This is a genomic window from Burkholderia anthina (assembly GCF_902498995.1).
Classification (GTDB): domain Bacteria; phylum Pseudomonadota; class Gammaproteobacteria; order Burkholderiales; family Burkholderiaceae; genus Burkholderia; species Burkholderia anthina.
In genome coordinates, this window is record NZ_CABVLY010000033.1 from 47,939 (window position 1) to 73,385 (window position 25,447).

Annotated in this window: 21 protein-coding genes and 1 pseudogene; 11 read left to right on the forward strand and 11 right to left on the reverse strand. The window is 66.2% G+C overall.

Going from position 1 to position 25,447, the window contains the following annotated elements:
• Positions 1-56: 56 nt before the first annotated feature.
• The gene (locus BME24068_RS30745; RefSeq protein WP_096499420.1) at positions 57-344 is read right to left on the reverse strand and encodes a hypothetical protein; all 288 of its coding nucleotides are present in this window, start codon (positions 342-344) and stop codon (positions 57-59) included.
• 251 nt (positions 345-595) lie between these two features.
• Positions 596-2,149, reverse strand: a complete 1,554-nt coding sequence (locus BME24068_RS30750; protein ID WP_174928307.1) for a sensor domain-containing diguanylate cyclase — start codon at positions 2,147-2,149, stop codon at positions 596-598.
• A gap of 513 nt (positions 2,150-2,662) precedes the next feature.
• On the opposite strand from BME24068_RS30750, the gene BME24068_RS30755 reads away from it, so the two are divergent.
• Genes BME24068_RS30755 through BME24068_RS30765 form a run of 3 tightly spaced genes read left to right on the forward strand, consistent with a single transcriptional unit; the run spans position 2,663 to position 7,478 of the window.
• Positions 2,663-5,539, forward strand: a complete 2,877-nt coding sequence (locus tag BME24068_RS30755) for a xanthine dehydrogenase family protein molybdopterin-binding subunit (RefSeq protein WP_174928308.1) — start codon at positions 2,663-2,665, stop codon at positions 5,537-5,539.
• Positions 5,536-6,222 carry a (2Fe-2S)-binding protein gene (locus tag BME24068_RS30760; protein ID WP_174928309.1) on the forward strand — a complete coding sequence of 229 codons (687 nt, stop codon included), beginning with the start codon at positions 5,536-5,538 and terminating at the stop codon, positions 6,220-6,222. Before BME24068_RS30755 ends, BME24068_RS30760 begins: the two co-directional genes overlap by 4 nt.
• Positions 6,219-7,478 carry a cytochrome c gene (locus BME24068_RS30765; protein ID WP_174928310.1) on the forward strand — a complete coding sequence of 420 codons (1,260 nt, stop codon included), beginning with the start codon at positions 6,219-6,221 and terminating at the stop codon, positions 7,476-7,478. The genes BME24068_RS30760 and BME24068_RS30765 overlap by 4 nt, the downstream gene beginning before the upstream one ends.
• Positions 7,479-7,570: 92 nt before the next feature.
• Here the strand turns inward: BME24068_RS30765 and BME24068_RS30770 are convergent, their stop codons facing one another.
• Positions 7,571-7,726 carry a hypothetical protein gene (locus BME24068_RS30770; protein ID WP_174928311.1) on the reverse strand — a complete coding sequence of 52 codons (156 nt, stop codon included), beginning with the start codon at positions 7,724-7,726 and terminating at the stop codon, positions 7,571-7,573.
• A gap of 210 nt (positions 7,727-7,936) precedes the next feature.
• Between BME24068_RS30770 and BME24068_RS30775 the strand changes: the two genes are divergently transcribed.
• Both BME24068_RS30775 and BME24068_RS30780 read left to right on the forward strand, forming a co-directional pair.
• Positions 7,937-8,449, forward strand: coding sequence for a hypothetical protein (locus BME24068_RS30775; RefSeq protein ID WP_174928312.1), 513 nt, complete (start codon positions 7,937-7,939; stop codon positions 8,447-8,449).
• Between the two features lie 308 nt (positions 8,450-8,757).
• On the forward strand, positions 8,758-10,359 hold the full coding sequence (locus tag BME24068_RS30780; protein WP_174928313.1) for an APC family permease: 1,602 nt from the start codon (positions 8,758-8,760) through the stop codon (positions 10,357-10,359).
• A 123-nt stretch (positions 10,360-10,482) separates the two neighbouring features.
• Here the strand turns inward: BME24068_RS30780 and pal are convergent, their stop codons facing one another.
• The 4 genes from pal to gcvA all read right to left on the reverse strand — a co-directional run bounded on the left by pal (position 10,483) and on the right by gcvA (position 14,744).
• Positions 10,483-10,974: a peptidoglycan-associated lipoprotein Pal gene (pal, locus tag BME24068_RS30785; RefSeq protein WP_096499406.1), complete on the reverse strand. Its 492-nt coding sequence runs from the start codon at positions 10,972-10,974 to the stop codon at positions 10,483-10,485.
• 317 nt (positions 10,975-11,291) lie between these two features.
• Positions 11,292-11,918, reverse strand: coding sequence for a ubiquinol-cytochrome c reductase iron-sulfur subunit (gene petA, locus BME24068_RS30790; protein ID WP_174928314.1), 627 nt, complete (start codon positions 11,916-11,918; stop codon positions 11,292-11,294).
• A 246-nt stretch (positions 11,919-12,164) separates the two neighbouring features.
• The gene (locus BME24068_RS30795) at positions 12,165-13,418 is read right to left on the reverse strand and encodes a porin (RefSeq protein ID WP_174928315.1); all 1,254 of its coding nucleotides are present in this window, start codon (positions 13,416-13,418) and stop codon (positions 12,165-12,167) included.
• A gap of 423 nt (positions 13,419-13,841) precedes the next feature.
• The gene (gcvA, locus tag BME24068_RS30800; protein WP_174928316.1) at positions 13,842-14,744 is read right to left on the reverse strand and encodes a transcriptional regulator GcvA; all 903 of its coding nucleotides are present in this window, start codon (positions 14,742-14,744) and stop codon (positions 13,842-13,844) included.
• Between the two features lie 132 nt (positions 14,745-14,876).
• On the opposite strand from gcvA, the gene BME24068_RS30805 reads away from it, so the two are divergent.
• A complete protein-coding gene (locus BME24068_RS30805) occupies positions 14,877-15,581 on the forward strand; it encodes an SDR family oxidoreductase (protein ID WP_096499398.1) in 705 nt (234 codons plus the stop codon).
• A gap of 220 nt (positions 15,582-15,801) precedes the next feature.
• Here the strand turns inward: BME24068_RS30805 and BME24068_RS30810 are convergent, their stop codons facing one another.
• Positions 15,802-17,322, reverse strand: coding sequence for a CoA-acylating methylmalonate-semialdehyde dehydrogenase (locus BME24068_RS30810; protein WP_096499396.1), 1,521 nt, complete (start codon positions 17,320-17,322; stop codon positions 15,802-15,804).
• 116 nt (positions 17,323-17,438) lie between these two features.
• On the opposite strand from BME24068_RS30810, the gene BME24068_RS30815 reads away from it, so the two are divergent.
• Positions 17,439-18,389, forward strand: coding sequence for a LysR family transcriptional regulator (locus tag BME24068_RS30815; protein WP_096499394.1), 951 nt, complete (start codon positions 17,439-17,441; stop codon positions 18,387-18,389).
• An 18-nt stretch (positions 18,390-18,407) separates the two neighbouring features.
• Here the strand turns inward: BME24068_RS30815 and BME24068_RS35590 are convergent.
• Both BME24068_RS35590 and BME24068_RS30820 read right to left on the reverse strand, forming a co-directional pair.
• Positions 18,408-18,566 (reverse strand): annotated as a pseudogene (locus BME24068_RS35590) (ISNCY family transposase); the annotation flags it as partial.
• A 27-nt stretch (positions 18,567-18,593) separates the two neighbouring features.
• On the reverse strand, positions 18,594-19,352 hold the full coding sequence (locus BME24068_RS30820; RefSeq protein WP_096499390.1) for an IclR family transcriptional regulator: 759 nt from the start codon (positions 19,350-19,352) through the stop codon (positions 18,594-18,596).
• Between the two features lie 159 nt (positions 19,353-19,511).
• Here BME24068_RS30820 and BME24068_RS30825 point away from each other — a divergent pair, with 159 nt between their 5' ends.
• From BME24068_RS30825 to BME24068_RS30840, 4 genes are all read left to right on the forward strand, one after another.
• Positions 19,512-20,840 carry an MFS transporter gene (locus BME24068_RS30825; protein WP_174928317.1) on the forward strand — a complete coding sequence of 443 codons (1,329 nt, stop codon included), beginning with the start codon at positions 19,512-19,514 and terminating at the stop codon, positions 20,838-20,840.
• A gap of 51 nt (positions 20,841-20,891) precedes the next feature.
• Complete coding sequence (locus BME24068_RS30830) at positions 20,892-21,692, forward strand: enoyl-CoA hydratase/isomerase family protein (RefSeq protein ID WP_174928318.1); 801 nt, start codon at positions 20,892-20,894, stop codon at positions 21,690-21,692.
• Positions 21,693-21,704: 12 nt separating this feature from the next.
• A complete protein-coding gene (locus tag BME24068_RS30835) occupies positions 21,705-22,949 on the forward strand; it encodes a CaiB/BaiF CoA transferase family protein (protein WP_174928321.1) in 1,245 nt (414 codons plus the stop codon).
• 79 nt (positions 22,950-23,028) lie between these two features.
• Complete coding sequence (locus tag BME24068_RS30840; protein ID WP_174928319.1) at positions 23,029-24,195, forward strand: porin; 1,167 nt, start codon at positions 23,029-23,031, stop codon at positions 24,193-24,195.
• 214 nt (positions 24,196-24,409) lie between these two features.
• On the opposite strand, the gene BME24068_RS30845 is transcribed toward BME24068_RS30840, so the two are convergent.
• The coding region (locus tag BME24068_RS30845; RefSeq protein WP_174928320.1) for an ISNCY family transposase at positions 24,410-25,447 on the reverse strand (1,038 nt) is incomplete at its 5' end.

Sequence of the window (25,447 nt, forward strand, 5' to 3'; positions counted from 1 at the left end):
GCGCGCGCCGGTTCGCGCAACCCGTTGCCGGCATGCGGCCGGCGCGTGTTGCCGTGTCAGCGGCCCGACGTTTCAGCTTCGAGACGGCCTTCCTCCCACAGCACCCAGAAACGACTGCCGCCGCGATACGGATTCGCGCGATGCGCCGCGTAATCGGCAACGCCCTGCCGAAACGCACCGTATAGCGTCAGCGGCGGGTTGTCGACGCACGCGGCTTCGCGAACGGTTTCGCGGGCAGCGGCCGGGCGGCGCGACGAAACGAGCCGCCGGATCAGCGATGCACCGTCGATCACGTCCAGTTGATCGATACGCTCGGTGCGGCTGAGGACTTCGACGGTATTCATGTGCGGGCTCCCTGACATCCTGTTTCCAGGAGAAGGAGCAATAAAAGTGCCAGCCATGAAACTCCGTCCGCCGCGTCGATCGTGCCTGCTTCTGCGGCGAACGCGATGCGCGGCGCGCGGCGATGTTACGGAACACGTCACGTGACACGCGAGGCTGCGGCGAAACATGCGCGCACGCGTCGCACCACGCAAAGCGTTTCGAAATTGAATTGACGCGCGGACCGGCGATGCAGCGCCGCGGACGAACGCGCTCAGCGCGTCGCCACGGGCGCGACGCGCCGGCTGCCGGCCGAATAGAAACGGTAGATTCCCTTGCCGGCCGACTTCGCGTCGTACAGCGCGCTGTCGGCTTGCCGGATCAGTTCGTCGGGAGATCCGTGCCCGTCGTCGTCGAGCGCGATGCCGATGCTGATCCCGAGGCTCACCGTCTCTCCGATCGACAGCGCGTACGGCGCCGAGATCTGCCGGATGATGCGCGCGGCGAGAAGCGAACACGCGTGCGTCGTCGTGTCGTCGAGCGCGACGATGAATTCGTCGCCGCCGACGCGCGCCGCGATGTCGCCCGGCGGCAGCGTCTTGCCGAGCCGCTCGGCGACCTGCGTGAGCACCTCGTCGCCGGCATGGTGGCCGAAGCGGTCGTTGATCGCCTTGAACCCGTCGAGGTCGAGATACATGACGGCGAGCACGGGCCCCGGCCCGCGCGGCCGATGTGCAAGCATCCGTTTGAGTTCGGCGTGCAGTTCGTGGCGGTTCGGCAGCCCCGTCAACGCATCGTGCCGCGCGAGGTGCCGGATGTGCTGCTCGGTTTCGCGGCGCGTGGTGACGTCCTCGACGATGATCACCGTATTGCCGTCCGGCACGCGGTGGCGGGTCAGTTCGAGCTGGCGGCCGTCGGCCAGCGCGATGTCGAACGGCGCGGGTTCGTCGCGCTCCAGCCAGATCGCGCACCGCGCGGCGAGGCCGGCATCGCGCGGATCGGTCACGGCGTTGGTGCCGAGCGCCACGACGACGTCGGGCAGCGGCATGTCGAGCATGATCTCGCGCGGCGAGCCGAACAGCTGCGCGGTACGCCGGTTGGCGACGATCACGCGGCGCTCTCCGTCGATCATGCACAGGCCGTGCGGCATGTAGGTGAGCGCGGCGTCGAAGCGGGCGACGAGCTCCGCGTTGCGCTGGCGCGCGGCGATCAGCGCAACGAGCACGCGGTAATGGCGCTGGACGACCGTGCGCATCGCCGCGAGATAGATCACGAGCGGCGGCAGCAGCAGCCACCCGCCGGGCCGGGTGACCAGCAGCGCGCCGATGCCGATCGGCACCACGCCGAGCGTCACCTGCGTCATCGCGAGCCGCGGCAGTGCCGAATTGCGCGACGCGATTCCGCCGAACACGCCGCCGGCGACCATCACCGACAGCGTGCCGAGTTCCAGGTCGGACGCCGACACGCATCCCATCACGCCGAGACCGAGCACGAAACAGGCGGCGAGCGACACGGGCGCATAGCGTCGCGCCCAGTATTCGGCGCGATCGTCGCCGGCGTCGCGGTGCGCCGCGTACGCACGCGCGATCGCGAGCCGCGCGGCGAGCAGGCCGACGTCGACGACGAACCACACGAAACACCAGAGTTGATGCAGACGGATCAGTGCGATGGCCGCGACGAATGCGCTCGCGAGGCCGGACAGCGCCATCGGACGGACGTCTTCGAACAGCGTCACGAGCATCGACGGACGCAGCGCGGCCGTCACGCGGTGGTTGCCGCAGGGAGGCGTGGCGAGAACGGAGTTCAGGATGCGTGTCCTGACTGCCATGGCATTTTGACCTCGACGCGATGTCGATTCATGGCCGGCAGCCCCGCACGTGTATGTGGCGGGATGACCGGCCCCCCGGATGCGCACGACATTATCATGAAACACGGGGTGCGCGGCGTAGCCGCGCGTGCCTGCACAAGCCTGGACGAGTAGTCGTAAACCACGCCCGCGGAAGGCTTGCGCATTCGCCGGCGCGGGGGCAGGATCGTTGCCAACGGGACGATATCGGGTAGCCGGCCGCTGACCGCCTGCCCGTGTGCCGCGCGTGAGCGCCGATGGTCCGCGATGACCCGCCGCGATCGATGCGGCCCGTCCGGCGCGACGCAATCGCGCACGAATTTCGCCCCGCGACCGGGCGCCTCAGCCCCGTCCGAATCCCGTTATAAGAAATTCAATAAGTATTTCATGCGAGAAATACTATAGGCGATATATCTAAAACAATGCCAGAATGCGCGCCGCTCCGAACGTCGCGACACCCGATCGTCGTCCGAGCCGCATCAGGAGGTTCCCCCAATGAAAAACCACGGCCTGTCACGGCGGGGTTTTCTGAAAGCCAGCGTGCTGGCGGGCGTCGCGGTCTACGTCGCGCCCATCGGCAGCCGCGCATTCGCGGCGCTCTTCGAAGAAAAACTCCTCACCCCCGTCAAATGGGATAGCGTCACCGGCGTCCCCCAATTCCGCATCGACGGCATCGCGAAGGTTACGGGCTCGAAAGTGTTCGCCCGCGACGTGCGCGCCGCCGACATGCCGCACTGGCCGCAGCAGCAGTCGCACGCGCTGATCCTGCGCGTCGCGCAGGCGGACCGCACGTACGAAGGCTTCGACCTGTCGCTGCTCGGCGACGCGCTCAAGCCCGACCGCGTGGTCACGGCCGACGATCTCGCGCGCGACGGCGTCGCGTTCCCGACGTTCTACGGCGACGACATGCTGTTGCCCGCCGGCAAGACGCCCGCGTATCTCGGCCATGCGGTCGCGATCCTCATCTACCACGACTTCGCGCGCTTCCGTTTCGCGAAGAACGCACTCAAGTTCCGCGACGACGTGATCCGCTACGGCGCGGTCACGGGCCCGCTCGAGCGCGATCCGTGGGGCACGTTCCGCTACGTGCGGGTCGGCGGCAAGACGGCCTACGACGACGATGTCTATTCGAGCCTGAAGGACGCGCCGATCTTCCCGAGCATGATGCGCAAGCACCTGCCGGTCTGGCCGGACGGCAAGGAGCACGGCAAGCTCGACGAGCAGGGCATGTTCCTGGCCGGCCGGATCGCCGCCGAACTCGATCATCCGTCGGCCGACTGGCTCGTGTTCGACCGCGAGTACAACACGCAGTCGGTCGATACGGCCGCGCTCGAACCCGACAACGCGAACTGCTGGTACGACGCCGCGACGCAGTCGATGCACCTCGTCGTGCCGACCCAGTCGCCGCTCGAAGTGGCGGAGAACGCGGCCGCGATGGTCGCGACATGCCGCTTCCCGGTGAAGAAGCTGTTCGTGCATCCGTGCTACACGGTCGGCTACGGCTCGAAGGATCACTGCAACGTGCCGTTCTACGGCCTCGTCTGCGCGCTGTACGCGGACGGCCGCCCGGTGCGTTTCGCGAACGACCGCTACGAGCAGTTCCAGACGTCGCTGAAGCGTCACGCGTTCAAGATGCATTACCGGATCGCGGTCGATCGCACCACGGGCCTGCTGCAGTCGTTCAAGGGCGACTTCGAGGCGAACGGCGGCGGGCGTTCGAACTTCTCGCCGTCGGTGGCGATGGTCGGCGCCACGGCCGCGCAATCGATCTACTACTTCCCGAAGAGCGACCTCGCATCGGTCGCGATCGCGTCGCGCGCGATCGACGCCGGCTCGGCACGCGGCTACGGCACGCTGCAGAGCATGGCCGCGACCGAAATGGCGGTCGACGAAATCGCCGCGCAACTGAATCTCGACCCGATCGATTTCCGGCTGCGCAACGCGCTGCGCTCGGGGATGAAGAACACCCAGGGTGCGATTCCCGCCGGCGCGCTGCGCGTCGCGGAAGTACTGGAGCGCGCGAAACAGCATCCGTTGTGGACGCACCGTGTCGCGCGCAAGACCGAGTTCGAGGCCTCGAACCCGGGCAAGCGCTACGGCGTCGGTTTCGCGTGCGTGCAGAAGGACTTCGGCACGGGGGCGGAGGCGTCGTTCGCGAAGGTCGAATTCGACGAGAACGGCAAGGTGTCGCTGCATCACACGGCTGCCGAGATCGGCACCGGGATGTCGACGTCGCAGGCCGTCGCGGTCGCGAAGTGGCTCGGCCGTCCGGCGACGGACGTGCGCGTCGCCGTGACCGAATGGCCGGACCTGCCGGTCGAGACGAGCGGCGATCCGTACCTGATGTCGCAGGCCGACCAGGATCGCCTGAGCGCGAATCCGCGCTGGTCGCCGGGCTACGCGTCGCCGTCGAGCGCGACGAACTCCGCGTACTACTTCACGCACAGCACGCGTGAAGCCGCGCGCGCCGTGTTCCGCTACGGCCTGTGGCCGGCCGCGATGTCGATCTGGACGCGCGGCCTCGGTGGCGGTCAGGCGGCGCCGTACACGATCCGCTTCGAGGACGCGCGCTGGGTCGACGGCAAGCTGACCGCCGACGGCCTGGAGCCGCTGACGTTCGAGCAGCTCGCGAAGCAGGCGCATGCGCTCGGCCTGCCGACGGGCGCCGTCGTGCACGTGTTCAACCGCTGGCAATGGACCGACGCCGAGTTCGACGTGGGCGGCGCGGTCGATCGGCTGCCGATCGACGCGCTGTCGCTGCGCATCGGTGCGCCGAAGACGGGCGACGCCGGCCCGATCCCGGGCACCGCCGCGCCGGCCGGCGCGACCGCGATGCACGGCACGCTCGCGTCGACCGCGAACGGCTATCGCGTGCTGGACCGCAAGCGCGTGTTCATTCCGCCGACGAGCCGCAACAACGCGGCCGTCACGTATTACACGGCGGTCGGCACGCTCGTCGAGCTGGCCGTGCACGAAGCGACCGGCAAGGTCGAACTGCTCACGCATCACTCGATCATGGAGTGCGGCAACCAGATTTCGCCGCAGCTCGTGTCGGGCCAGTTGCAGGGCGGCCTCGCGATGGGCATCGGCCACGCGCTGCACGAGTACCTGCCGCTTTACGAAGACGGCCCCGGCAACGGCACGTGGAACTTCAACCGCTACCCGCTGCCGCGCGCGACCGACGTCGCCGTGTGGTCGCAGACGGGCGACATCCTGCCGCCGCTGTCCGAGACCGATCCGCCGAAGGGCGTCGCCGAAGTGGTGATGATTCCCGTCGTCGGCGCGATCGTGAACGGCATCGCGCACGCGATCGGCCATCGTTTCACCGATTTGCCGGTGACCCCGCAAAAGATTCAGGAGGTGCTCGCATGACGACCGCCCAAACCGCCGCGTCGGCCGCGAGCGCCAGCGCGGCTGCGACCGGCGCTGCCGCGCCGAACGCGGCTTCGGCCGCTCCGGCATCCGCACCCGCTGCCGCGCCGGCACCCGTCGAGCGTCCGCTCGTCCGGTTCCAGCAGAAGCCGCTGTCGGTGAACATCAACGGCAAGTCCGTCGGCCCGATGCAGGTGCCCGAGGGGCTGATGATGATCGAGTTCCTGCACGAATACGCGGGCCTCACCGGTTCGCGGCTCGGCTGCGGGCAGGGCATCTGTCACGCGTGCGTCGTGATCGTCGACAAGCCGGACGGCACCAGCGAGGAAATGCGCACCTGCATCACGGGCGCGCACTTCTTCCACGGCCGCTCGATCCGCACGATCGAAGGCCACGCGAAGCGCAACGAGGCCGGTGAAGTGGTCGAGCTGTCGCCGATCCAGCAGAAGTTCCTCGAGCATTTCAGCTTCCAGTGCGGCTATTGCACGCCGGGCTTCGTCAACGCGGCGACGGTGCTGATCGAGCGTCTGAAGCGCGAGCCGATCGCGAAGGCCGACGTCGAGCCCACGATCACCGACGCGCTGAACGCGCACCTCTGCCGCTGCACGGGCTACGTCCGCTATTACGAAGCCGTGAAGGACGTGATTTTGACGACGCCGGGACTCGTGAAGGACGCCGCATGAAACGCACATTCGCCCATCGTGTCGCGCGGGCCGCGGGCTTGCCCGCGATCGCGGCCGCCTGCGCGCTGCTGCTCGCCGCCTGCGGCGGCCATGACGCGCCGGTATCGAGCGCGGCGTCCGGCGCGCCCGGTGCCGACCCGGTCGCGCGTGGCCGCTATCTCGTGAAAGCCGCCGACTGCGCGGCGTGCCACACCGCGAAGGACGGCGCGCCGTTCGCCGGCGGCGCACCGCTCGAATCGCCGTTCGGCACGTTCTACGGCTCGAACATCACGCCCGACAAGGCGCACGGGATCGGCAACTGGAGCGCGGACGAGTTCTACGCCGCGCTGCACGACGGCAAGGCGCCGGGCAAGCGGCTGTATCCGTCGATGCCGTACACGTCGTACCGGCAGCTCACGCGCGCCGATACCGACGCGATGTACGCATACCTGCAGACGGTGAAGCCGGTCGCGCAGGAAAACCGCAAGCACGATCTGAAGTTCCCGTACAACCTGCGCTTCGGCATGGTGTTCTGGGACATGGTGTTCCTGAAAGACAGCCTGCCCGACGCGTCGAGCGGGCAATCCGCCGACTGGCAGCGCGGCCGCTATCTCGCGGGCGCGCTCGGCCACTGCGCCGAATGCCACACGCCGCGCGCGTTCACGGGCCAGCTCGACGGCGCGAAGCCGTTCGCGGGCGCCGCGCTCGGCCGCGTGGCCGCGCCCGACATCACGCCGGCCGGCCTCGCCGCGCGCGGCTGGACGGGCGCCGACCTGCAGACGTTCTTCGGCGTCGGCATCGCGCCGCAAGGCTCGGCGTTCGGCGAAATGTATCCGGTCGTGCACCTGAGCACGCAATACATGACGCAGGGCGACCTGCGCGCGCTGTCCGTGTACCTGCTCGGCGATACGCCGCCGGCACCGCAGCCGGTGAAGCCGGTGTCGGCCGACGCGCAGCAGCTCGCGGCCGGCCGCTCGGTGTATCTCGCGGTGTGCGCGGGCTGTCACGGCTTCAACGGCGAAGGCAAGCCGCACGTCGCGGTGCCGATGAACGGCAATTCGACGCTGCGTCAGGCCGACTCGCGCAACCTGCTGGTCGCGATGCTCGACGGCATCGACGAACAGAAGTTCGCCGGCCTCGAAAACCTGCAGCCGATGCCGGGTTTCGCGCACACGCTGAGCGACGACGAACTCGCGCAGCTCGCGAACTACCTGCGCGCGACGTGGGGCGGCCAGCCCGCCAGCGTCACGCCGGCCGACGTGAAGGCCATGCGTTAAGCCGTCGCGAAGGGCGGGGCGTCGCGCGCGATGCGGCCGGTTGCCGGCCGTGCTTGCGCGGGACGCTCCGTCCGCGCTTGTCCGGCGGCGCTTCAGTAGCCGCCGCCACCTCCGCCGCTCGAACTGCCGCCGCCATACCGGCTCATGCCGGGCCCTTGCGAAGCGCCGCCGCCCGGCGACGTACATCCCGCCGACAGCAGCAGCGCCAGCGCCGCAATCACCACCGCGGCCAATCTCGCCGATTTCATTTCAATCTCCTTGCAGTGCGCACGCCGCAAGACGAGCGGGTTCGTTCGAGTCGTGCGACCGCGCGATGACGAGACGTTCCGGGCGGGCGGTTTATTCCATGCTTTTTGCCTATCGTCGCGCGTGGCTCGCGCGGGGGCCGGATCGGATGCGCGCCGTGCCGGCTTGGTACACTCCGGCACGCCGCCATTCCGATTCCGACGACACAAACCATGAGTGCCACGTTCGAGCGCCCGCCGCGCAAATCGTCACGTTCATCCGCGCCTGTCGTGTTCGGCTGCGTGTCGTTCGCCGTCGGTGCGCCGCTGGTGGCCGCGCTCGTATGGCCGCTCGTGATGCTGGTTGCGTGGTCCGTGATCGACGGCCCGCAATGGGACACGCTGACGCTCTGCGCGGGCATGGTGCCGCTGATCTTCGTCGCGTCGTTCCTGTTCGGCTATGTCCTGCCGGCGATCGTTGCGGGCGGCATCATGGGTGCGATCGGCACGCGCATCCGGCGACGCGGGTTCGTGCTGCTCGGGGTGATCGTCGGCGCGAGCGCGATGACCGGCTATGCGCTGCTGAAGGCCTTCCTGCTGGGCATGGACGAGATCGGCGGCATCGACGGCGTCGCCATACTCGATTCGTTCGTCACGTCGGCGGTGATGTCGCACTGGCTGCATCGGCGGCTCGAACGCGCGAAGCGGGCGGAAAGCGGCGCGCCGGCGCATGACGGCCCCGCATAGCGATCCACATCGCATCCGCGACTTTTGCAGTCGGCGCGGCGCGGGTCTATAGTCCTATCACGAGATGACCCGTCTCCAGCGGATCGCCGCCCGTCCCATCCGACGTGCGGCGACCGACGCCCCGCAAGGCCCATACCCGCGCGACGCCTCCGTTCTGGATCGATCGCCGCATCTCGCCGCCGGCCGCGGCACTTCCCGCCCTGTTCCGAACCGGTCCCGCACGCGGCGGGGCTCGTGTCCGCCGGCCGTCGAACGGGTCAAAAAATCAATCAATCATGCAGGGGGAGGTCGTTTGCAAGGAGTCTCGCATGAGCACGACCTCAAGCCTCAACCTCGAAGGCAAGCTACGACGCGATGCCGGCATCGTCGGCTTGCTGTTCGCCAGCACGACCAGCATGGTCGGGTCAGGCTGGTTGTTCGGCGCGTATCACGCATCGAGGATCGCCGGACCGCTGAGCATCGGCAGCTGGGTGCTCGGCGCGATCATCATCCTGTTGATCGCACTGTGTTTTGCCGAGCTGGCCGCGCTGTTTCCACGTAGCGGCGCGCTCGTTCACATGAGTCACGCCAGTCACGGAGAAGGACTGGGACGCATCTGGTGCTGGCTGCTGTTTCTCGCGTACGTGCCCGTGCCGGCCGTCGAAGCCGAAGCGATCGTCACCTACGCGAACAACTATCTGCCGTGGTTCATCCGCCCGGGCAGCGCAGGGCTGCTCACCGCGACCGGCTTCGCGACGTGCGCCGCGCTGCTCGGCGTGATGGCGCTGCTGAACCTGATGGTCGTGCGCTGGCTGCTGAACGTGAATTCGACGATCACGTGGTGGAAGATCGGCGTGCCGCTCGTCACGATCGCCGGGCTGCTCGGCGCGAGCACGCACTGGGGCGTGATGCAGGCCGCGCCCGACAGCTACAGCCTGTCCGGCATGTTCACCGCGCTGCCGGCGGCCGGGATCGTGTTCAGCTATCTCGGCTTTCGCACGGCGATCGACCTGGGCGGCGAGAGCGCCAATCCGCGCCGCAACATCCCGCTCGCGGTGATCGGTGCGGTGCTGCTCGCGGCCGCGATCTACATCCTGCTGCAGGTCGCATTCATCTATGCGCTGTCGCCGGCCGATCTCGCGCGCGGCTGGAACCATCTGAGCTTCACCGGCGAAACCGGGCCGTTCGCGGGCCTCGCCGCCACGCTCGGGCTGGGCTGGATGGCGACGCTGCTTTACATCGACGCGTACGTGTCGCCGGGCGGAACCGGGCTGATGTACATGACGGGCGGCTCGCGCATCCTGTTCGCGGCGGGCGAGCTCGAAGCCGGCCCGCGCGCGCTGACACGTCTGAACGGCAACCGTATTCCGTGGATGTCGGTGGTCGTGATGTGGGCGTTCGGCGTCGTGTTCCTGCTGCCGTTTCCTGCGTGGCAGCAGATGGTCAACTACATCACGTCGGTCACGGTGCTCACTTACGGGCTCGGCCCCGTCGCGCTGATGGTCCTGCGCCGCAACCTGCCCGACATGGAGCGGCAGTTCCGCATGCGCGGTGCCGGCCTGTTCGCGCCGCTCGCGTTCGTGTGCAGCGATCTCGTGATCTACTGGACCGGCTTTCGCACCAACAACTTCCTGTTCTCGCTCGTCGCGATCGGTTTCGTCGCGTATGCGATCTACCACCACGCGATCCTGCGCCGCAGCGCGCACGATTTCGGCTGGAAGCACATTGCGTGGCTGCTGCCCTGGTTTGGCGGATTATGGTTGCTGTCGTGGCTCGGCGGAATCGGCGGCGGCCTCGGCATCATGCACTTCGGCTGGGACATCCTGATCGTGTCGGTGTGGAGCGTGATCGTGTACGGGCTCGCGCTGCGCGGCGCGCTCGGCCGCGACGAGACGGCGGGGATGATGGCGCGCATGGAACAGACGAGCTGACGCGAACCCGCGCGCGTCCGGATCGCGCAGCGGCAGACGGCCGGGGCGGGCGATTCGCCCCGGCGATGTCGCTGCGCTGCGGGTGACGCGTTGCGACGATGCCGCCGTTGCGGCGGCATCCGGTCAACGATAGACGAGATCGGCGCGGCGGTTTTGCGCCCACGACGCTTCGTCGTGACCGAGCGCGACCGGCTTTTCCTTGCCGAGGCTGACGGCCTCCAGCTGCGAGCCCGGCACGCCCAGCGTTTCGAGCGCGCTCATCACGGCCTGCGAACGGCGTTCGCCGAGCGCGAGGTTGTATTCGGACGTGCCGCGTTCGTCGGTGTTGCCCTGGATCAGCACGTGGCGCGCCGGATGGCTGCGTAGGTAGTTCGCGTGCGCCTGCAGCAGCGATTGGTATTCCGGCTTCACCGAGTAGTCGTCGAAATCGAAATAGACGCTGCGCTTCGCGAGCGGGCTGTTCGGATTGTCGAGATCGTCGGCCGTCACCGTGGCGACCGCCTGGCTCGAAGGCGGGGGCGTCATTCCGGCGTTCTCGGGGGTTTTCGCCGCGTGGTGGCAACCCGCCAGCAGTGCGAAGATTGCCAGGACCGCAAATCGGTTCGTTTTGCTCATTGTGCGTCTCCTGCGGTTGACTGCGTGGAAAGCGTCGTGCGTGCAAACGGCCACGTCACGTATCCGGCCGCGACTGGCGCGAAAGTGCCGGCTTTTCGTCAGCGACGCGAGCGCTTTCGTAAGCCGGCGGTGCGCCATATGAAAGATTGTCGAGGCCGGAACGCCGAATGACGGCGCCGCTGCAATTAGATTAGGAAAAATGTCACAGCGTGACCAGTATCTCCGTCTATTTCGAGCGGAGGCGCGCAGGACGCGTTCTTGCTCGCGCGAGCGGCGCCGGATGCGCGATCGGCGGCCGCGCCCGGGCTCGCTACGCGTTACGCGTCGCCGTGTTCGTCCCGGCCGATCACGAGTCCGGTGTGCGACGTGAACAGATAACGCGGTACGTCCAGGTTCTGCGGTGCGGGCTTGTCGCGGAACACGCGCCCCGCGAGATCGTAGGTCGAGCCGTGACACGGGCACAGGAACCCGCCGGGCCAGTCGTCGGGCAGGTTCGGCTGCGCGCCCGGCTGGAAGCGTGGAATCGGCGTGCAGCCCAGATGCGTGCAGACGCCGACAACGACCAGCAGATTACGGCGGTCGGCCCGCGCGCGGAACGGGTTGCGGCAGTAGTCGGGCAACGGCATCGAGAACGGATGCAGCGTGTCCGGATCCGCGACCATCGGCGTGGCTTTCGTGACGGCGTCGAGCATCGCCGCCGTCCGGTTGACGATGAAGACCGGTTTGCCGCGCCAGCCGACCGTCATCATCGCGCCTTCGGCCAGACCGCCGATGTCGACCGTGACCGGTGCACCGGCCGCCAGTGCGCTCGCCGGCGGCGACATCGAATCGATGAACGGAACCGCGGTCGCGATGCAGCCGATACCGCCGGTGACGGTCGTCGCGACGAGCAACGTGCGCCGATGCGTGTCGATGGGTTCAAGCGGAAGGGAAGGCGTGTTCATGACAGGCTCCGCCATCGTCGAAAGGCGCCGCGCACAGGGTGCGCGCAGCGCACGGCAAGCATGCGCCGCCGCGCCCGCATCGCGGGCGCGTCACGTTGGCTTGCCGGCTTCGCGCATGCGGATTCGCGCTCGGGGCGAACGTGCATCGCAGCGAAAAGGCCGCGCCTGCGCGCGGCCCTTTCAGCGTAGGCAGCGACGATTAAGCGAGGCTTAAAACGCGGCCCTGCGCGTGAAGCGACGTCGCCGTCAAAACTTGTGCCGCAACCCCAGCGCGACGACGAGCTGGTTGCTGTTGGCGGAAGGCGTCATCGTCCAGACGGTCGCGTTGAACGCCGGATTGCCGTTGCCGCCGCTCACGCTTTGATAGACGCCTTCCAGATACGCATCCGTGCGCTTCGAGAATGCGTAGTCGGCTTGCGCGACGACATGGTTCCATTTCGGACGCGTCTGGCCCGCGCGGCTGTCGAAACGGCCCATCGTGTACGTGTACGCGGCGGCCAGGCTGAACGCCGGCGTAACGACGAAGCGGCCATCGACCGTGAAGTTGTCGAAGACCAACGATTCGCCCTTGAGCGGCGTGATGTCGCCGCCCTGCAGCACGCCGGTCACGCCGTCGGTCGTCGAGTGCGACCATGCGGCGCCGACCGAGTGCGGGCCGAACATATAGCGCCCGGCAACCGACCAGATCTGCTGGTTGCCGCCCGTGATCGTCGCGGACCCGTCGACCGTGCTGAGCGCACCGTCCGGGTTCGGCGCGTTGCGATCGCGGCTGATCTTCAGATAGCCGGCGCCGAGCTTCACCGGCCCGTTGGCATAGCCGAGCCCGGCACTCCAGACGGCGTTGTTCGAAAACTCGCCGGCCTTGTTCGAGAACCCGAACATCGCGCCGAACGTCAGCCCGCGATAGGTCGGGCTCGTGTACTTCACCGCGTTGTTGATGCGCAGGTTGCGGTTCGAGTCGTCGTTGTCGTACGGGTGCACCGCGAGGTTGCCGCCCCAGCCGGGGCCCGCCGCGCCGAGCGGCGTCACGAACTCGAGGATCTCGTCGTACTGGCGGCCGAACGTCAGCGTGCCGGCCGCGCGCGAGCCGACGCCGATCCACGCCTGACGGCCGAACAGGTCGACGCCTTTCTGCGACAGCTTGCCGGTCGTTCCCGAGAAACCGCTTTCGAGCGCGAAGACCGCGGCCGTGCCGCCGCCGAGATCCTCGCGGCCGCGCAACCCCCAGCGCGATGCGTTCAATGCGCCGCTCGTCATCGCGACGCTGCCGCTGCCGGGCGAACCGGCGCCTTGCGTGCGCTGGTTGGTCGCGTAGGTGATCGACGTGTCGATCAGGCCGTACAGCGTGACGCTGCTTTGTGCCTGTGCGATGCCGGGCACGAACGGGACGATGCAGGCGGCAATGACCGTCCCCGCGGTCTTGCCCGATGCGAGCCGGCCGCGGCGGGCGGCGTGCGTCACGGCGGTGCGGGCGGGTCGATTCGTTTTATAGGAATGCATAGGATTTTTTATCGTTGGTCCGGCGTCGATCGCCGACGGGTCGCGTCGGCGCGCTCGGCCGACGGATCGAGCGGCCATTATTGGAGATCGTGCGACGGGCGATTAAGGCGCTGCACAGGAAAGGTCCTATGCAAAATCGCGCGGAATCGGCGTGCGGCGCTGCGGTTCAGGCATGGTGGCGTGCTTTCGTTTCGGGGGATTGCCGCGAGGCATGTTGCCGGCAAGCGCGGGAAGGGCTTCCCACTGAACCGGGCGGGATCGATCAAGATGACGCTTTCGGCAACTGGTTCGCAGGGCCACTCAGGGGCCGTGGCGTCGCCGCCTGTTGCCGCACGGCTCAAGCGTATCGCCGAACGAGTGTCGATCAAAGTCAGGGCAGGGAACCCCTGCGCGGCAGCGTTTTACCCGCGTTGAACCGCCGTATCAACGGGCGCCCCCGTACTGCGCAAACAACCAGTCGCGCATGGCCTCGAGCGCTTCCGGATGCACGTTCGCCTGCGGAAAGACAACGTAGAACCCGAGCGTCATCGGGAAGGAAAAGTCGAAGGCGCGTCGTAGCCTGCCATCCGCGATATCGCGCTCGACCAGCGGCTCGCTGGTCAGCGCGATGCCTTGCCCCGCGACTGCCGCGTCGATGGCGAGCAGGGTCTGGCTGAACCGCGGCCCTTTGGTCGGATCGGCCTGAACGTTTCCGTCGAGCTTGCGGATGAATTCGGGCCACAGATCGTGGGCGTCGTGCAGCAGCACGTGTTTCGACAAGTCGGCGGGCTTCCGGATCGGCGGATTGCCATCGAGCAATTTCGGGCTGCCGACGGCGAAAATATCGAGCGGAAACAGCAACTCGCCGGTCAACCCGGGCGGGAACGGCGGCTTGCACAGTCGAATCGCAATGTCGACGCCATCGGCCCTGAACGTCGCGAGCCGTTCGTCGGCGATGACGCGCACCTCGATGTCGGGATGCAGCCGGCTGAAGTCCGACAATCTCGGAATCAACCACTTCGACGCGAACGAAGGCGTCGTGCTGACGGTAAGAATCGTCGCGCGCCGGCCCAGCGCGTCCGTTGCGTCGGAGATGATCTGCAGCGCGCGCTGAACCGACGAGAAATACTCGAGCCCGTCGCGGGTCAGCGCGAGCCCTCGCGGCAAGCGCCGAAAGAGCTGAACGTCCACGGCGTCTTCCAGATGCCTGACCTGCTGCGCGACCGCGCCCTGGGTCACGCCGAGTTCATCGGCGGCCAGCCGGAAATTGAGGTGGCGCGCCGACGCCTCGAACGCGCGAAGCGCATTGAGCGGCGGAAACCGGCGGGTACGCAAAAGAGCCTTCATGCAGTAGAAATTCTACAGGGTGACTGGAGAAATCATCGTTCGACAATTGCATTATAGAGTCCTAGAGTGCTCGTATAGATTGATGTATCGAGATCGAATACGGCGTACCGCCGACCTATCCAGGAGAACAGCATGACTGTAGAGAAAGTGGCTTTAGTGACGGCGGCGGGCAAGGGCATGGGCGCCGCGATCGCGCGGGATCTCGCCAGCAACGGCTATCGCGTCGCGTTGATGTCGCCGTCCGGCAGTGCCGTCGAACTGGCGAAGGAACTCGGCGGGTTAGGCATCGCGGGGTCGGTCACCGAAGACGCCGATATCGAGCGCTTCGTCAACGAGACACTCGCGAAGTACGGCCGCATCGACGCGGTCGTCAACAACACCGGGCATCCGCCGAAGGGCGACTTGCTCTCACTCGAAGACAGCAAGTGGCACGAAGGGCTCGATCTGATCGTGCTCAACGTCGTGCGCGTGCTGCGCCGCGTGACGCCGGTTTTCCTGAAGCAGGGCGGCGGTGCGGTGGTCAATATTTCGAGCTTCGCGGCCGATGCGCCCGAGCAGGCCATGCCGGTGTCGTCCGCGCTGCGCTCGGCGCTCAGCTCCTTCACGCGCCTGTACGCGGATCGCTATGCGAAGGACAACATCCGCATCAATTCGGTGCTGCCGGGCTTCATCGACAGCTGGCCGGAGACGCCCGAAATCGTTGCCCGCATTCCGGTGGGCCGTTTCGGCAAGACGCAGGAGATCGCGCAAACGGTGACGTTCCTGCTGTCCGAAGGCGCCGGCTATATCACCGGGCAGAACATCCGCGTCGACGGCGGCATCGTGCGGGCGCTGTAAGTCGAGCCAGCAGCGGGGCGGCGCGCGTGCTGCCCGTCGCGCCGAAATGGTTTGCGGCAGTCCGTCGCGCTCAACCGCGACGGATGGCACGCAAAAAAGTGCGGCATCCATCCGGATGCCGCACCGAACCCAAACGCTCGCGGCGGAGCCCACTCAGGACGACGAGCAGGGCCCGTGCGCACGGGTATTGCCAGTTGAAGAACCCGCCAAGCCCCCGCGCTTATTTCGCGGTCGGCATGGCGAATTCCGCCCCCTTGCCGATGCTCGACGACCAGCGCTGCATGATCGACTTTTGCTTCGTATAGAAGCGCACGCCTTCTTCGCCGTATGCATGCATGTCGCCGAACAGGCTCTTCTTCCAGCCGCCGAACCCGTGCCACGCCATCGGCACGGGAATCGGCACGTTGATGCCGACCATGCCGACCTGGATGCGGCGCGCGAATTCTCGCGCGATGCCGCCGTCGCTCGTATAGCACGCGACGCCGTTGCCGAACTCGTGCGCATTGATCAGGTTCACGGCTTCGGCAAAATCCTTCACGCGCACGCATGCGAGCACCGGCCCGAAGATTTCTTCCTTGTAGATGCGCATATCGGTCGTCACGTTGTCGAACAGCGTGCCGCCGGTGAAGAAGCCTTCCTCGCGGCCGGGCACCTTCAGGCCGCGGCCGTCGACGACGAGCTTCGCGCCTTCCTGCACACCGATATCGATGTAGCCTTCGATCCGCTTCAGCGCCTCACCCGTGACGATCGGGCCCATTTCGACTTCCGGCGACATGCCGTCGCCGATGACGAGCGATTTCGCGCGCTCTGCGAGCTTCTCGACGATGCGATCGCCGATGTCGCCGACCAGCACCGCGACGCTGATCGCCATGCAGCGCTCGCCGGCCGAGCCGTAGGCGGCGCCGATCAGTCCGTCGACCGCTTGATCGAGGTTCGCGTCGGGCATCACGACCATATGGTTCTTCGCACCGCCGAGCGCCTGCGCGCGCTTGCCGTTTTGCGATGCGCGCTGGTGTACGTAGTGCGCGATCGGCGTCGAGCCGACGAAGCTGACCGCTTGCACGTCCGGATGATCGATGAGCGCGTCGACCGCGTTCTTGCCGCCCTGCACGACGTTGAAGACGCCCTTGGGCAGGCCCGCCTCGGTCAGCAAATCGGCGATGAACAGTGCCGCCGACGGATCGCGCTCGCTCGGCTTCAGCACGAACGTGTTGCCCGTTGCGAGTGCGACCGGGAACATCCAGCACGGCACCATGCACGGGAAGTTGAACGGCGTGATGCCCGCGACGACGCCCAGCGGCTGGCGCATCGTCCAGTTGTCGATGCCGGTGCTGACCTGATCGGTGAAGTCGCCCTTGAGCAGTTGCGGCACGCCGGCGGCGAATTCGATGATGTCGATGCCGCGCGCGACTTCGCCCTGCGCGTCGGAGAACACCTTGCCGTGTTCGGCGGTGATGATCGCGGCGAGCGTGTCGCGATGCTCGTTCATCAGTTGCAGGAAGCGGTGCATGACGCGCGCGCGACGGATCGGCGGCGTCTCGGACCACGCCGGGAAGGCGGCTTGTGCGGCGGCGACCGCCTGGGCGACCTCGTTGTCGTCGGCGAGCGCGACGCGGCGGGCGGCCTTGCCGGCTGCCGGATTGAATACGTCCTGGAAGCGGCCGCTTGCGCCCGGCACCCGGGCGCCGTTGATGTAGTGGCCGACGTCGTCGGACGAGGTGAAGGCGGGAACGGTGGTCATCAAGTCGTCTCCTGATCCGTGGTCCTGATTGAGAAGGCTCCAGTCTAGGCAAATGACGGCGGCGGGAGAAGCCCACTACAATTGATTCACTGTTCAGAATACTGAATAATCGAACGATGAATTCTCAAAATACCCAAGCCCTTTGGCCGCACATCCATTCCCTGACGGTGCTCGCCGTGACCGGGAGCTTTACTGCCGCGGCGCAGCGGCTCGGCATCAGCAAGGCGGCCATGAGCCAGCGCATCGCCGATCTCGAGGGGGCCGCCGGCGTGCCGCTCGTACGGCGGACAACGCGCAGCGTGCGGCTCACGGAAGCGGGGCAGACGCTCGTCGACAGCACGCGCGAGGCTTACGAGACCATCGAGATGAACTTCGCGCGCGTGAAGGATCTGGCCGGCGAGCCGCGCGGCCTCGTGCGCGTGACCATGCCGGTCGCGCTGGGCCGGCAGCAGATCGTGCCGCTGTTTCCGGCCTTCATCGAGCAGTATCCGGGGGTGCGCATCGAGCTGGAGTTGTCGGACCGGCTGTTTTCACTGTCGCAGGAAGGCTTCGACCTCGCGATTCGTCATACGACCACCGCGCCGCAGACGCACGTCGCGTGGAAGCTTTGCGAGACGCGCTCGCTGCTCGTCGCGAGCCGCGAGTATCTGGCGCGACGCGGCACGCCCGAGCATCCGAATGCGCTCGCCGAACACGACTGCCTGTGCTATTTGCGCGGCAACGAACCGACCGCATGGAGCTTCGAGCCGCGCGACCGGCGGCGCGCGCGCGTGAGCGTGCCCGTGCGCGGCTGTTTCGCGGCGAACAACAGCGAAGCGATGCGGGAGGCGGCGCTCGGCGGCCTCGGCATCGCGTTGCTGCCGGACTTCAGCGCACAGCGCGACATCGACGCGGGCCATCTCGTGCCGCTGCTCGGCGCGTGGCGTCCGTCGGGCGCATTCGGAGACCATATCTTCGCGATCCGCCCTTACAGCCCGGTCGTGCCTAGCGCAGTGCGCGCGCTGGTGGAGTATCTACGGGGCGAGTTGAGTGGCGGGTTCTCGCCTGCCATGGCGGCGCCTCGCTAACGCCGGGCCATCGCCCTGGTTCAGATTCGCGTCGTCTCGTAGTGGCCGGTGCGCATTGACGCCGATGCGCGGCGGCCTCGCGAAGCGCGCGTTATACATGGGGATGAAGGAGGGCGCGTAAGCGTTGGCGTCGGTCACCGTGCCGCCGTTCGCGCAGAACGTATCGATGGACGTCTGCGTCCTGCTGAAAATCGTGCATTCGCACTATGCAACAACCGCTTGCCGGAATGGGGAAACAAGCTCGGTGAGCGTACGCAGGAGGAAGGCCTTGTCGCGCCGAATCTCCGCAATGGGCCCGCCAATGCTCAGCGTCATCTGCGGGGCGCCGCGTCTCACCGGCAGGAGCACCGCCAGCGCAGCGCCACCAGGCGTGGCGGTCCCTCGCGACATCGAATAGCCATCCAGACGAACTCGCGCAATTTCCTCGCGCGCGGTCGCGAGGTCCAGACGTAGCGACACATCCTGCTCCACGACGTTGGCCCGATGCAGCAGCAACTCGATTTCGCGGTCGGTTTTCGTCGTCAGCAGCATCTTGCCGGCGGCGCTGCGGAACAACGGACGCAATGCACCGGACTTGAGCGCGAACCGGCTTCGGTCATGGGCCTGCAGCACGTGCAGGTAGCGCACGAACACGCCGTCTTGCGCGCCAATCATCACGGCGTGCCCGGTGCGTTGCTGCACGTCCCCCATCAGGCGCAACAGACTCTGCGTGCTGTACATCTCCTCCTGGATCCAGCTCGTCGACAGGGCGAGTCTCAGGTTCGGGACGTACATGCGCGTTCGCTGCTCGTAGTCGAAGTAGCCCAGATCGACGAGCGATTTCATCAGCACCGACGTGCTCGACTGAGGATAGCCGAGCGACTGGCAGATTTCCTTGATGCTCGCCGGCCGCCGGACATCGGCGAAGTACTCGAGCAATTCGAGCACGCGCTGCGCGGATTTGACTGATGCCTGCTTTTCCATGAGTGTGATTTCTAATCACATATGTGATATTTCTCGTCGTTCCGAGTATAGCGCGACTACGCTCCTGTCAGCTTCAACATGAAGCTTCGAACTCCGGATGGATGCCGTGTGCATTGCGGGCAGACCTGAGGATGCGGAACACAAGACAAGGAGACATCGATGGATAGTTCGCTGGTGGACGCATCGCCCGCCGTCAAGCAATCAGCTCGCGACGGTGGCGCCGAAGAGGCGCGCGTGTGCCGGAAGGTGATGATCCGGCTCGTCCCGCTGCTGTTCGTCGCGTATCTCTTTTGCCAGCTCGACCGGCTGAACATCAGCTTCGCGCAAATCCAGATGAAGACGATGCCCGGATTTGGCGATGCCGTCTATGGGCTGGGCGCAGGGCTGTTCTTCATTGCGTACATGATTTTCGAAGTACCCAGCGGGCTGCTCTTGCAGCGCATCGGCATACGGAAAACGCTGTGCCGGATCATGGTCGGCTGGGGGCTCGTATCCGTCCTCACGGCGCTGGTCCGTACGCCGGCCCAGTTCTACCTGGCGCGGTTGCTGCTGGGCGCATGCGAGGCCGGTTTCTTCCCCGGCGTCGTGTACTACTTCAGCACGTGGCTGCCGGTCGCATATCGCGGGCGCGTGATCGGCATCTTCATGTCGGCGGCCGTGCTCGCGGGCGTGTTCGGAGGGCCGTTGGCGGGTTTCCTGATGGACGGCATGCACGGCGCCCAGGGGTTGGCAGGCTGGCAGTGGCTGCTGATCGTCGAGGGGGTGCCGAGCATCGCGCTCGGCATCGTCGTACTCCTGCGCATCGATGACAAGCCGGCTGACGCCGGATGGCTGAGCAGGGCGGAGCTCGCCACACTCGAAGAAGCGATTGCCGCGCATCGCATCGAGGGCGCACGGCATCACCGAGGCATCGGCGAGGTAGTGCGCGACCCTTACGTGTACCGGCTGGCCGGCATCTATTTCCTGACGACGATGCCGGCGTATGGGCTGGGTTTCTGGACGCCGCAGATCATTCAGTCCTTCGGCGTGACGAGCGCGCTACACGTCGGACTGTATGCGGCGATTCCATCGGCGGCGGCATTCGTGAGCATGATCCTGCTGTCGCGGCATTCCGACCGGAAGCTGGAGCGACGCTGGCACTACGCGCTCCCGGCGTTCGTCGGCGCAGCGGCGCTGGTCGTCGCGGCGTCGCGCGGCCTGCCCATTCCCGTCGCGCTGGGCGCGCTGTCCGTCGCGTATGCCGGCCTGTTGAGCGTCGTGCCGGTGTTCTGGCCGGTTCCCACGTCGTATCTGGGAGCGGGCGCTGCCGCCAGCGGCATCGCGTTCATCAACACACTCGGCGTGTGCTCCGGATTCGTCGCGCCGGTCATGTTCGGCTTCATGCGCGAAGCGACCGGCAGCCTGGCGGGCGGGCTGCTGGTGCTGGCCGCATGCGCATGCGCCGCGGGCAGCGCGATGCTCGCCGGCGTGAAGAAGACCTTGGCCTAGCTTGCGTCGTATGACGCCTGCTTCGTTTCATCCATCGACCGGACTTGAATCATGACCGACACACACGACCCGGAACGCATCCGCCACGCCGGAACGACGCCGATCCTGAGCTATCACGGCACGGATTGGGCCGAGCTGACGCTCAATCGTCCCGCTTTTCACAACCGCCTGGAGCCCGGCGATCTCGCGACGCTGCGCGAACACATTGCGACGCTGAACGACGATCGCGCAGTGCGCGTTGTCATGCTGACCGGCAGCGGAACCAGCACGTTTTCGTCCGGCTACCACCTTGGCGCGTTCGACGCTGCGCGCACAGATGACGACACCGCGTTCGAGCAAGTCGCGAATGCGATCGAAGGCATGCGCGCGGCGACGATCGCGCGCGTGAACGGTGCAGTGTACGGCGGGGCGAGCGATCTCGCGCTGGCATGCGATTTTCGTATCGGCACACACGACACCCGGATGTCGGTGCCGGCCGCGCGGCTGGGCCTGCATTTCTATGGAAGCGGTATCCGGCGCTGGGTGTCCCGCGTCGGCGTGAACGCAACGAAGCGTGCATTCCTCGCCGCGCAGACGTTTTCGTCGCACGAACTCGTCGCCTGCGGCTTCCTCACGTTGGCCGTCGAAGCAACGGAACTGGATGCCGAGTGCAGGGCGCTCATCGACCGGCTGTGCGCGCTGGCACCGCTGGCGGTGCAAGGCATGAAGCGAATCATCAACGCGGCGGCAAATGCCGAGTACGACGAGCGGGCCGCACGAGAGCAGTGTCTCGACAGCATGCGGTCGACGGATTTCGCCGAAGGTCTGGCGGCCCTGGCGGCCAAACGGCCGCCGGTTTTCACGGGAGCGTAACGGGTAATCATGATGCGAAACACAGAACCGATCGGACATTTGCCACTTGCTGGCGTGAAGGTCATCGAGCTTGCGCAGATCATGGCCGGGCCCACGTGCGGCGTGATGCTTGCCGACCTGGGCGCCGACGTTTACAAAATCGAGAAATTCCCCGCGGGCGACGATGCGCGCTCCTATAGGCGCGGCAGCGAAGGCGGGCTACCTCCGTCGTTCATGATGCTCAACCGGGGGAAGCATTCGGTCGGACTCGATCTGAAGAGCACCGATGGTCGCGCCGTTCTGTTGCGGCTGATCGCGCGCGCCGACGTGGTGACCGAAAACTTCCGGGTCGGCGTCATGGAGCGACTCGATCTCGGCTATGACACGTTGCGCGCAATCAATCCGGCGCTCATCTACTGCGCGATTTCCGGCTACGGCAGGCAAGGTCCGCTTGCTGACAAGGGCGGCTTCGATCTGATCCTGCAGGCGTTCAGCGGGTTGATCAGCGTCACCGGGGAGCCGGGTCGCCCGCCGGTCAAGCCAGGTGTCTCGATCGCGGACGTCAACGCCGGCATTCTCGCCGCCTTCGGCATCCTGGCCGCCTATGTGCACCGGCTGAAGACCGGCATCGGACAGCGCGTGGACACCTCGCTACTGCAGGCGTCGCTGCAGCAGTTGTATTGGTACGCGGCAGCGTACTTCGCGACGGGCGCTGTCGGCAAACCATCGGGAACGGCCCATCCGCTGATCGCGCCGTACCAGGTATATCGATGCGCCGACGGCGACATCGCCGTGGGCGGCGCCAACCAGACGAACTGGGCGCGCATCACGGAACTGCTGGGGCATCCGGAGTGGATGGCCGATTCCCGCTTCGAATCTCCCCAGCAACGACTCCGCCACCGCGGCGAGCTGGAGACCCTCATCAACGCCGTACTCGCCGACGCCAGCGTCGATCACTGGGTCGCGCGGTTCGATCGAATGGGCATACCGGCCGGCCCGGTTCAGAGCGTCGCGCAGGCGCTGGAGCACGAACAATCGCGCATGGTCGGCATGGTGCGGGAAGTCGACGCGCCGGGCGGCGGCACGACGCGCACGCTTGGCTTGCCGGTGCTGCTGGGCGGACATTCGCACGTGGCGTCGCGCGCAGCGCCTCGGGTCGGCGCCGATACGGAATCCGTACTGCGCGATTTCGGATTCCGCGCCGACGAGATCCAGCGCCTCATTGATAAAAAGGTGGTGTTCCAGTGCGAGCCGGACACTCGTGCGTCAATTGATTAGGTATTCGAATCAAGAAAGCAATCGCATCAGAAATGGCCGGCCAACGAACCGGACCGATAACGCAGAACGAGGAGACGAGATGAACAAGTACGCGATGGCGGCACTGCCGCTGGCGCTGCTCGGCGGTATGGCGCATGCGCAATCGTCGGTGACGCTGTATGGCGCCGTTGACAGCGGCATACTCTATCAGAGCACCTCCGCTGCGACGCTCGCGACGAACGCGCGCGGTACCGGGAAGATCTTCCGCTTCCAGGATGCAGGCATCTATTCGAGCGGGTGGGGGATCAAGGGAACGGAGGACCTGGGTGGCGGCTACCGCGCACTGTTCCAGCTACAGGGGTCGTTTAGCAGCGGCACGGGAAAATCGAGCATCAACTCGACGCCGGGGCAGTCGGCGATCTTCAATCAGGTCGCGGCCATTGGGTTGTCGGGGCCGTTCGGCGCGCTGACGGCCGGCCGCCAGATCGTTCCGCTATTCAGGGCGATGGAAGCCACCGACGTGCGCGGCGCGCAGTACTTCGGCAGCATCTTCACGGCGCTGCTCGGACTGAATCAGGCCGCGGGCTGGCCCGGCACCAATACGAACGCGCAGATCGGGGCGGTCTACGACGACAATGCGCTGGTATATCAGTCGCCAGCTTATCGCGGGTTTTCGTTCGCGGCGGAGTATGCGCCGGGCGGTGTTGCAGGCCACTTTCAGGGCGGCACGCGCGAATCGGTCGTGATGAAGTACGCAGGCTACGGGCTGGTGTTCGCGGCTGCGTATTACAACGGACACGACACGAATCCGTATCCCGCTGCGTATGGCGTCGTGCCTGGCGTGAATCCCGCCCAGGAAACCGGCGTCGACAACAATCGATTTGTCTACGTCGGCGCACGCTATACCACGCTGGGTGGCATATCCGTGTCGGCATCCTATGCGAATGCCAGGAATCCGGCCCACGCGGAGCGAGCCAACTACGATCTTTTCTCTGCGGGGCTGGGCTATAGACTCTCGGCGGCGCTCACGCTCACGAGCGGCCTTTACTATTTGCGCAGCCGCAACGATGCCGCGCCGTACGCGGGCAGTTCGACCGAAATCGCGGTCGGCGCCGACTATCGTCTGTCTGCCCGGACTGAGGTCTATGCGCAGGTCGGGCACGTCAACAACAAAGGCGCGATGAACCAGCCGGTCGCGTATGGGCAGCCGGTCGAGCCGGGCGCCCAAACGACGGCGGCGATGATCGGTGTCAGGCATAAATTTTGATCAATTGGATGAGCCTATCGGTCAGCGTGCCAGCAGTCAAAAACACGACATCTGTAAATAGCCAGAACACGACATCTGAACTTGGGACCTACAACGTTGTCATACCCGGATTCAGATGTCGTAGCGCCAGCTAAATACAGATGTCGCATGTTTCATCGGTCTTTCCATCCTTTAACGTTGAAGCGCCGAGCTTGAAGCAGCAGGGCGCTTACGTTCACCCGCGGGCCTTCGCAGACCGCCGATTCGATTCCGTTTGATGTGTTTGTGAAGCGACCTGCAGGATGGCTGCTTCGATATCAGTTTCCGTGAACGCGCGCTGTTTCTTGGCACCTGGCAACGATGCCTTGGCTCGTACCGGTAGCCCTCGATTGGCGCGCGACGGGGAACCCGAAATCCGCCGGTTATCGCGCTGCGCCTGAATCGCTTCAGCCACTTGCAGCGCGTGGCTCAGGCGCTTGTGTTCGATGATCGCGCCTTGATCGACCTCTGCCAGTTTGTCGTAAAGACGGCATCGCAATACCTCGCCATCAGCCCGGATCTCGATCCGACCATCCGGATACTCCCAGACGTCGATGTAACGATGAATCAACTTCCGATTCTCGAGCGTATCGTCCAGCAAATACAGTACCCGGTCGTACAGCACCGTGAGCGACTTCGAGACCCGACGCGTTTCGCGCCAGGTCATCACCCGGTCCAGATTCTCGTCGTCTCGCAGCGGCCGGTGCGCATTGAAGTCGCTGCGCGGCGGCTTCGCGAAGCGACGGTTGAAATCAGCGATGAAGGAGGGCGCATACGCGTTGGCGTCGGCTACCGTGCTGATGCCGCGCAAGCGCATTTCCTTGACCAACCGGTCCTGCAGCGTCAGGTTGGCCCGTTCCACACGTCCCTTCGCCGAACTGCTGTTCGCGCAGAACGTGTCGATGTTCAGCTCGTACATGGCCCGGCCAAACTGCGTCACGCTGCTGCCGGTCTTGCCCGCAGTCGGGCTGCGGAACACGCTGTACTTGTCGCTGTAGAACGCCACGGGCTTGCCATGGCGCTCCAGATACGTCCGCGTCGCCTCGAAGTAGCTGAACGTCGATTCGGTCTGCGTGAAGTGCAGCATCATCAGCCGGCTCGTCGCGTCGTCCACATACACCAACAGCGTGCAGGCCGGTGCCCGTTCCTCGAACCACCGATGATCGCTGCCGTCGATCTGGATCAGTTCGCCGAGGCAAGCCCGGCGCGCTCGCGGCTGATAAACCTTCGGCGG

Excerpts from the sequence above, each read along its gene's own strand:
- BME24068_RS30820 (WP_096499390.1), bottom strand. The coding sequence starts at position 19,352 with ATGGAAAAGCAGGCATCAGTCAAATCCGCGCAGCGCGTGCTCGAATTG.
- BME24068_RS30795 (WP_174928315.1), bottom strand. The coding sequence starts at position 13,418 with ATGCATTCCTATAAAACGAATCGACCCGCCCGCACCGCCGTGACGCAC.
- BME24068_RS30775 (WP_174928312.1), top strand. The coding sequence starts at position 7,937 with ATGAGTGCCACGTTCGAGCGCCCGCCGCGCAAATCGTCACGTTCATCC.
- BME24068_RS30770 (WP_174928311.1), bottom strand. The coding sequence starts at position 7,726 with ATGAAATCGGCGAGATTGGCCGCGGTGGTGATTGCGGCGCTGGCGCTG.
- BME24068_RS30805 (WP_096499398.1), top strand. The coding sequence starts at position 14,877 with ATGACTGTAGAGAAAGTGGCTTTAGTGACGGCGGCGGGCAAGGGCATG.
- BME24068_RS30830 (WP_174928318.1), top strand. The coding sequence starts at position 20,892 with ATGACCGACACACACGACCCGGAACGCATCCGCCACGCCGGAACGACG.
- BME24068_RS30835 (WP_174928321.1), top strand. The coding sequence starts at position 21,705 with ATGCGAAACACAGAACCGATCGGACATTTGCCACTTGCTGGCGTGAAG.
- BME24068_RS30755 (WP_174928308.1), top strand. The coding sequence starts at position 2,663 with ATGAAAAACCACGGCCTGTCACGGCGGGGTTTTCTGAAAGCCAGCGTG.
- pal (WP_096499406.1), bottom strand. The coding sequence starts at position 10,974 with ATGAGCAAAACGAACCGATTTGCGGTCCTGGCAATCTTCGCACTGCTG.
- BME24068_RS30815 (WP_096499394.1), top strand. The coding sequence starts at position 17,439 with ATGAATTCTCAAAATACCCAAGCCCTTTGGCCGCACATCCATTCCCTG.
- BME24068_RS30810 (WP_096499396.1), bottom strand. The coding sequence starts at position 17,322 with ATGACCACCGTTCCCGCCTTCACCTCGTCCGACGACGTCGGCCACTAC.
- BME24068_RS30750 (WP_174928307.1), bottom strand. The coding sequence starts at position 2,149 with ATGGCAGTCAGGACACGCATCCTGAACTCCGTTCTCGCCACGCCTCCC.
- BME24068_RS30840 (WP_174928319.1), top strand. The coding sequence starts at position 23,029 with ATGAACAAGTACGCGATGGCGGCACTGCCGCTGGCGCTGCTCGGCGGT.
- petA (WP_174928314.1), bottom strand. The coding sequence starts at position 11,918 with ATGAACACGCCTTCCCTTCCGCTTGAACCCATCGACACGCATCGGCGC.
- gcvA (WP_174928316.1), bottom strand. The coding sequence starts at position 14,744 with ATGAAGGCTCTTTTGCGTACCCGCCGGTTTCCGCCGCTCAATGCGCTT.
- BME24068_RS30780 (WP_174928313.1), top strand. The coding sequence starts at position 8,758 with ATGAGCACGACCTCAAGCCTCAACCTCGAAGGCAAGCTACGACGCGAT.
- BME24068_RS30765 (WP_174928310.1), top strand. The coding sequence starts at position 6,219 with ATGAAACGCACATTCGCCCATCGTGTCGCGCGGGCCGCGGGCTTGCCC.
- BME24068_RS30825 (WP_174928317.1), top strand. The coding sequence starts at position 19,512 with ATGGATAGTTCGCTGGTGGACGCATCGCCCGCCGTCAAGCAATCAGCT.
- BME24068_RS30760 (WP_174928309.1), top strand. The coding sequence starts at position 5,536 with ATGACGACCGCCCAAACCGCCGCGTCGGCCGCGAGCGCCAGCGCGGCT.
- BME24068_RS30745 (WP_096499420.1), bottom strand. The coding sequence starts at position 344 with ATGAATACCGTCGAAGTCCTCAGCCGCACCGAGCGTATCGATCAACTG.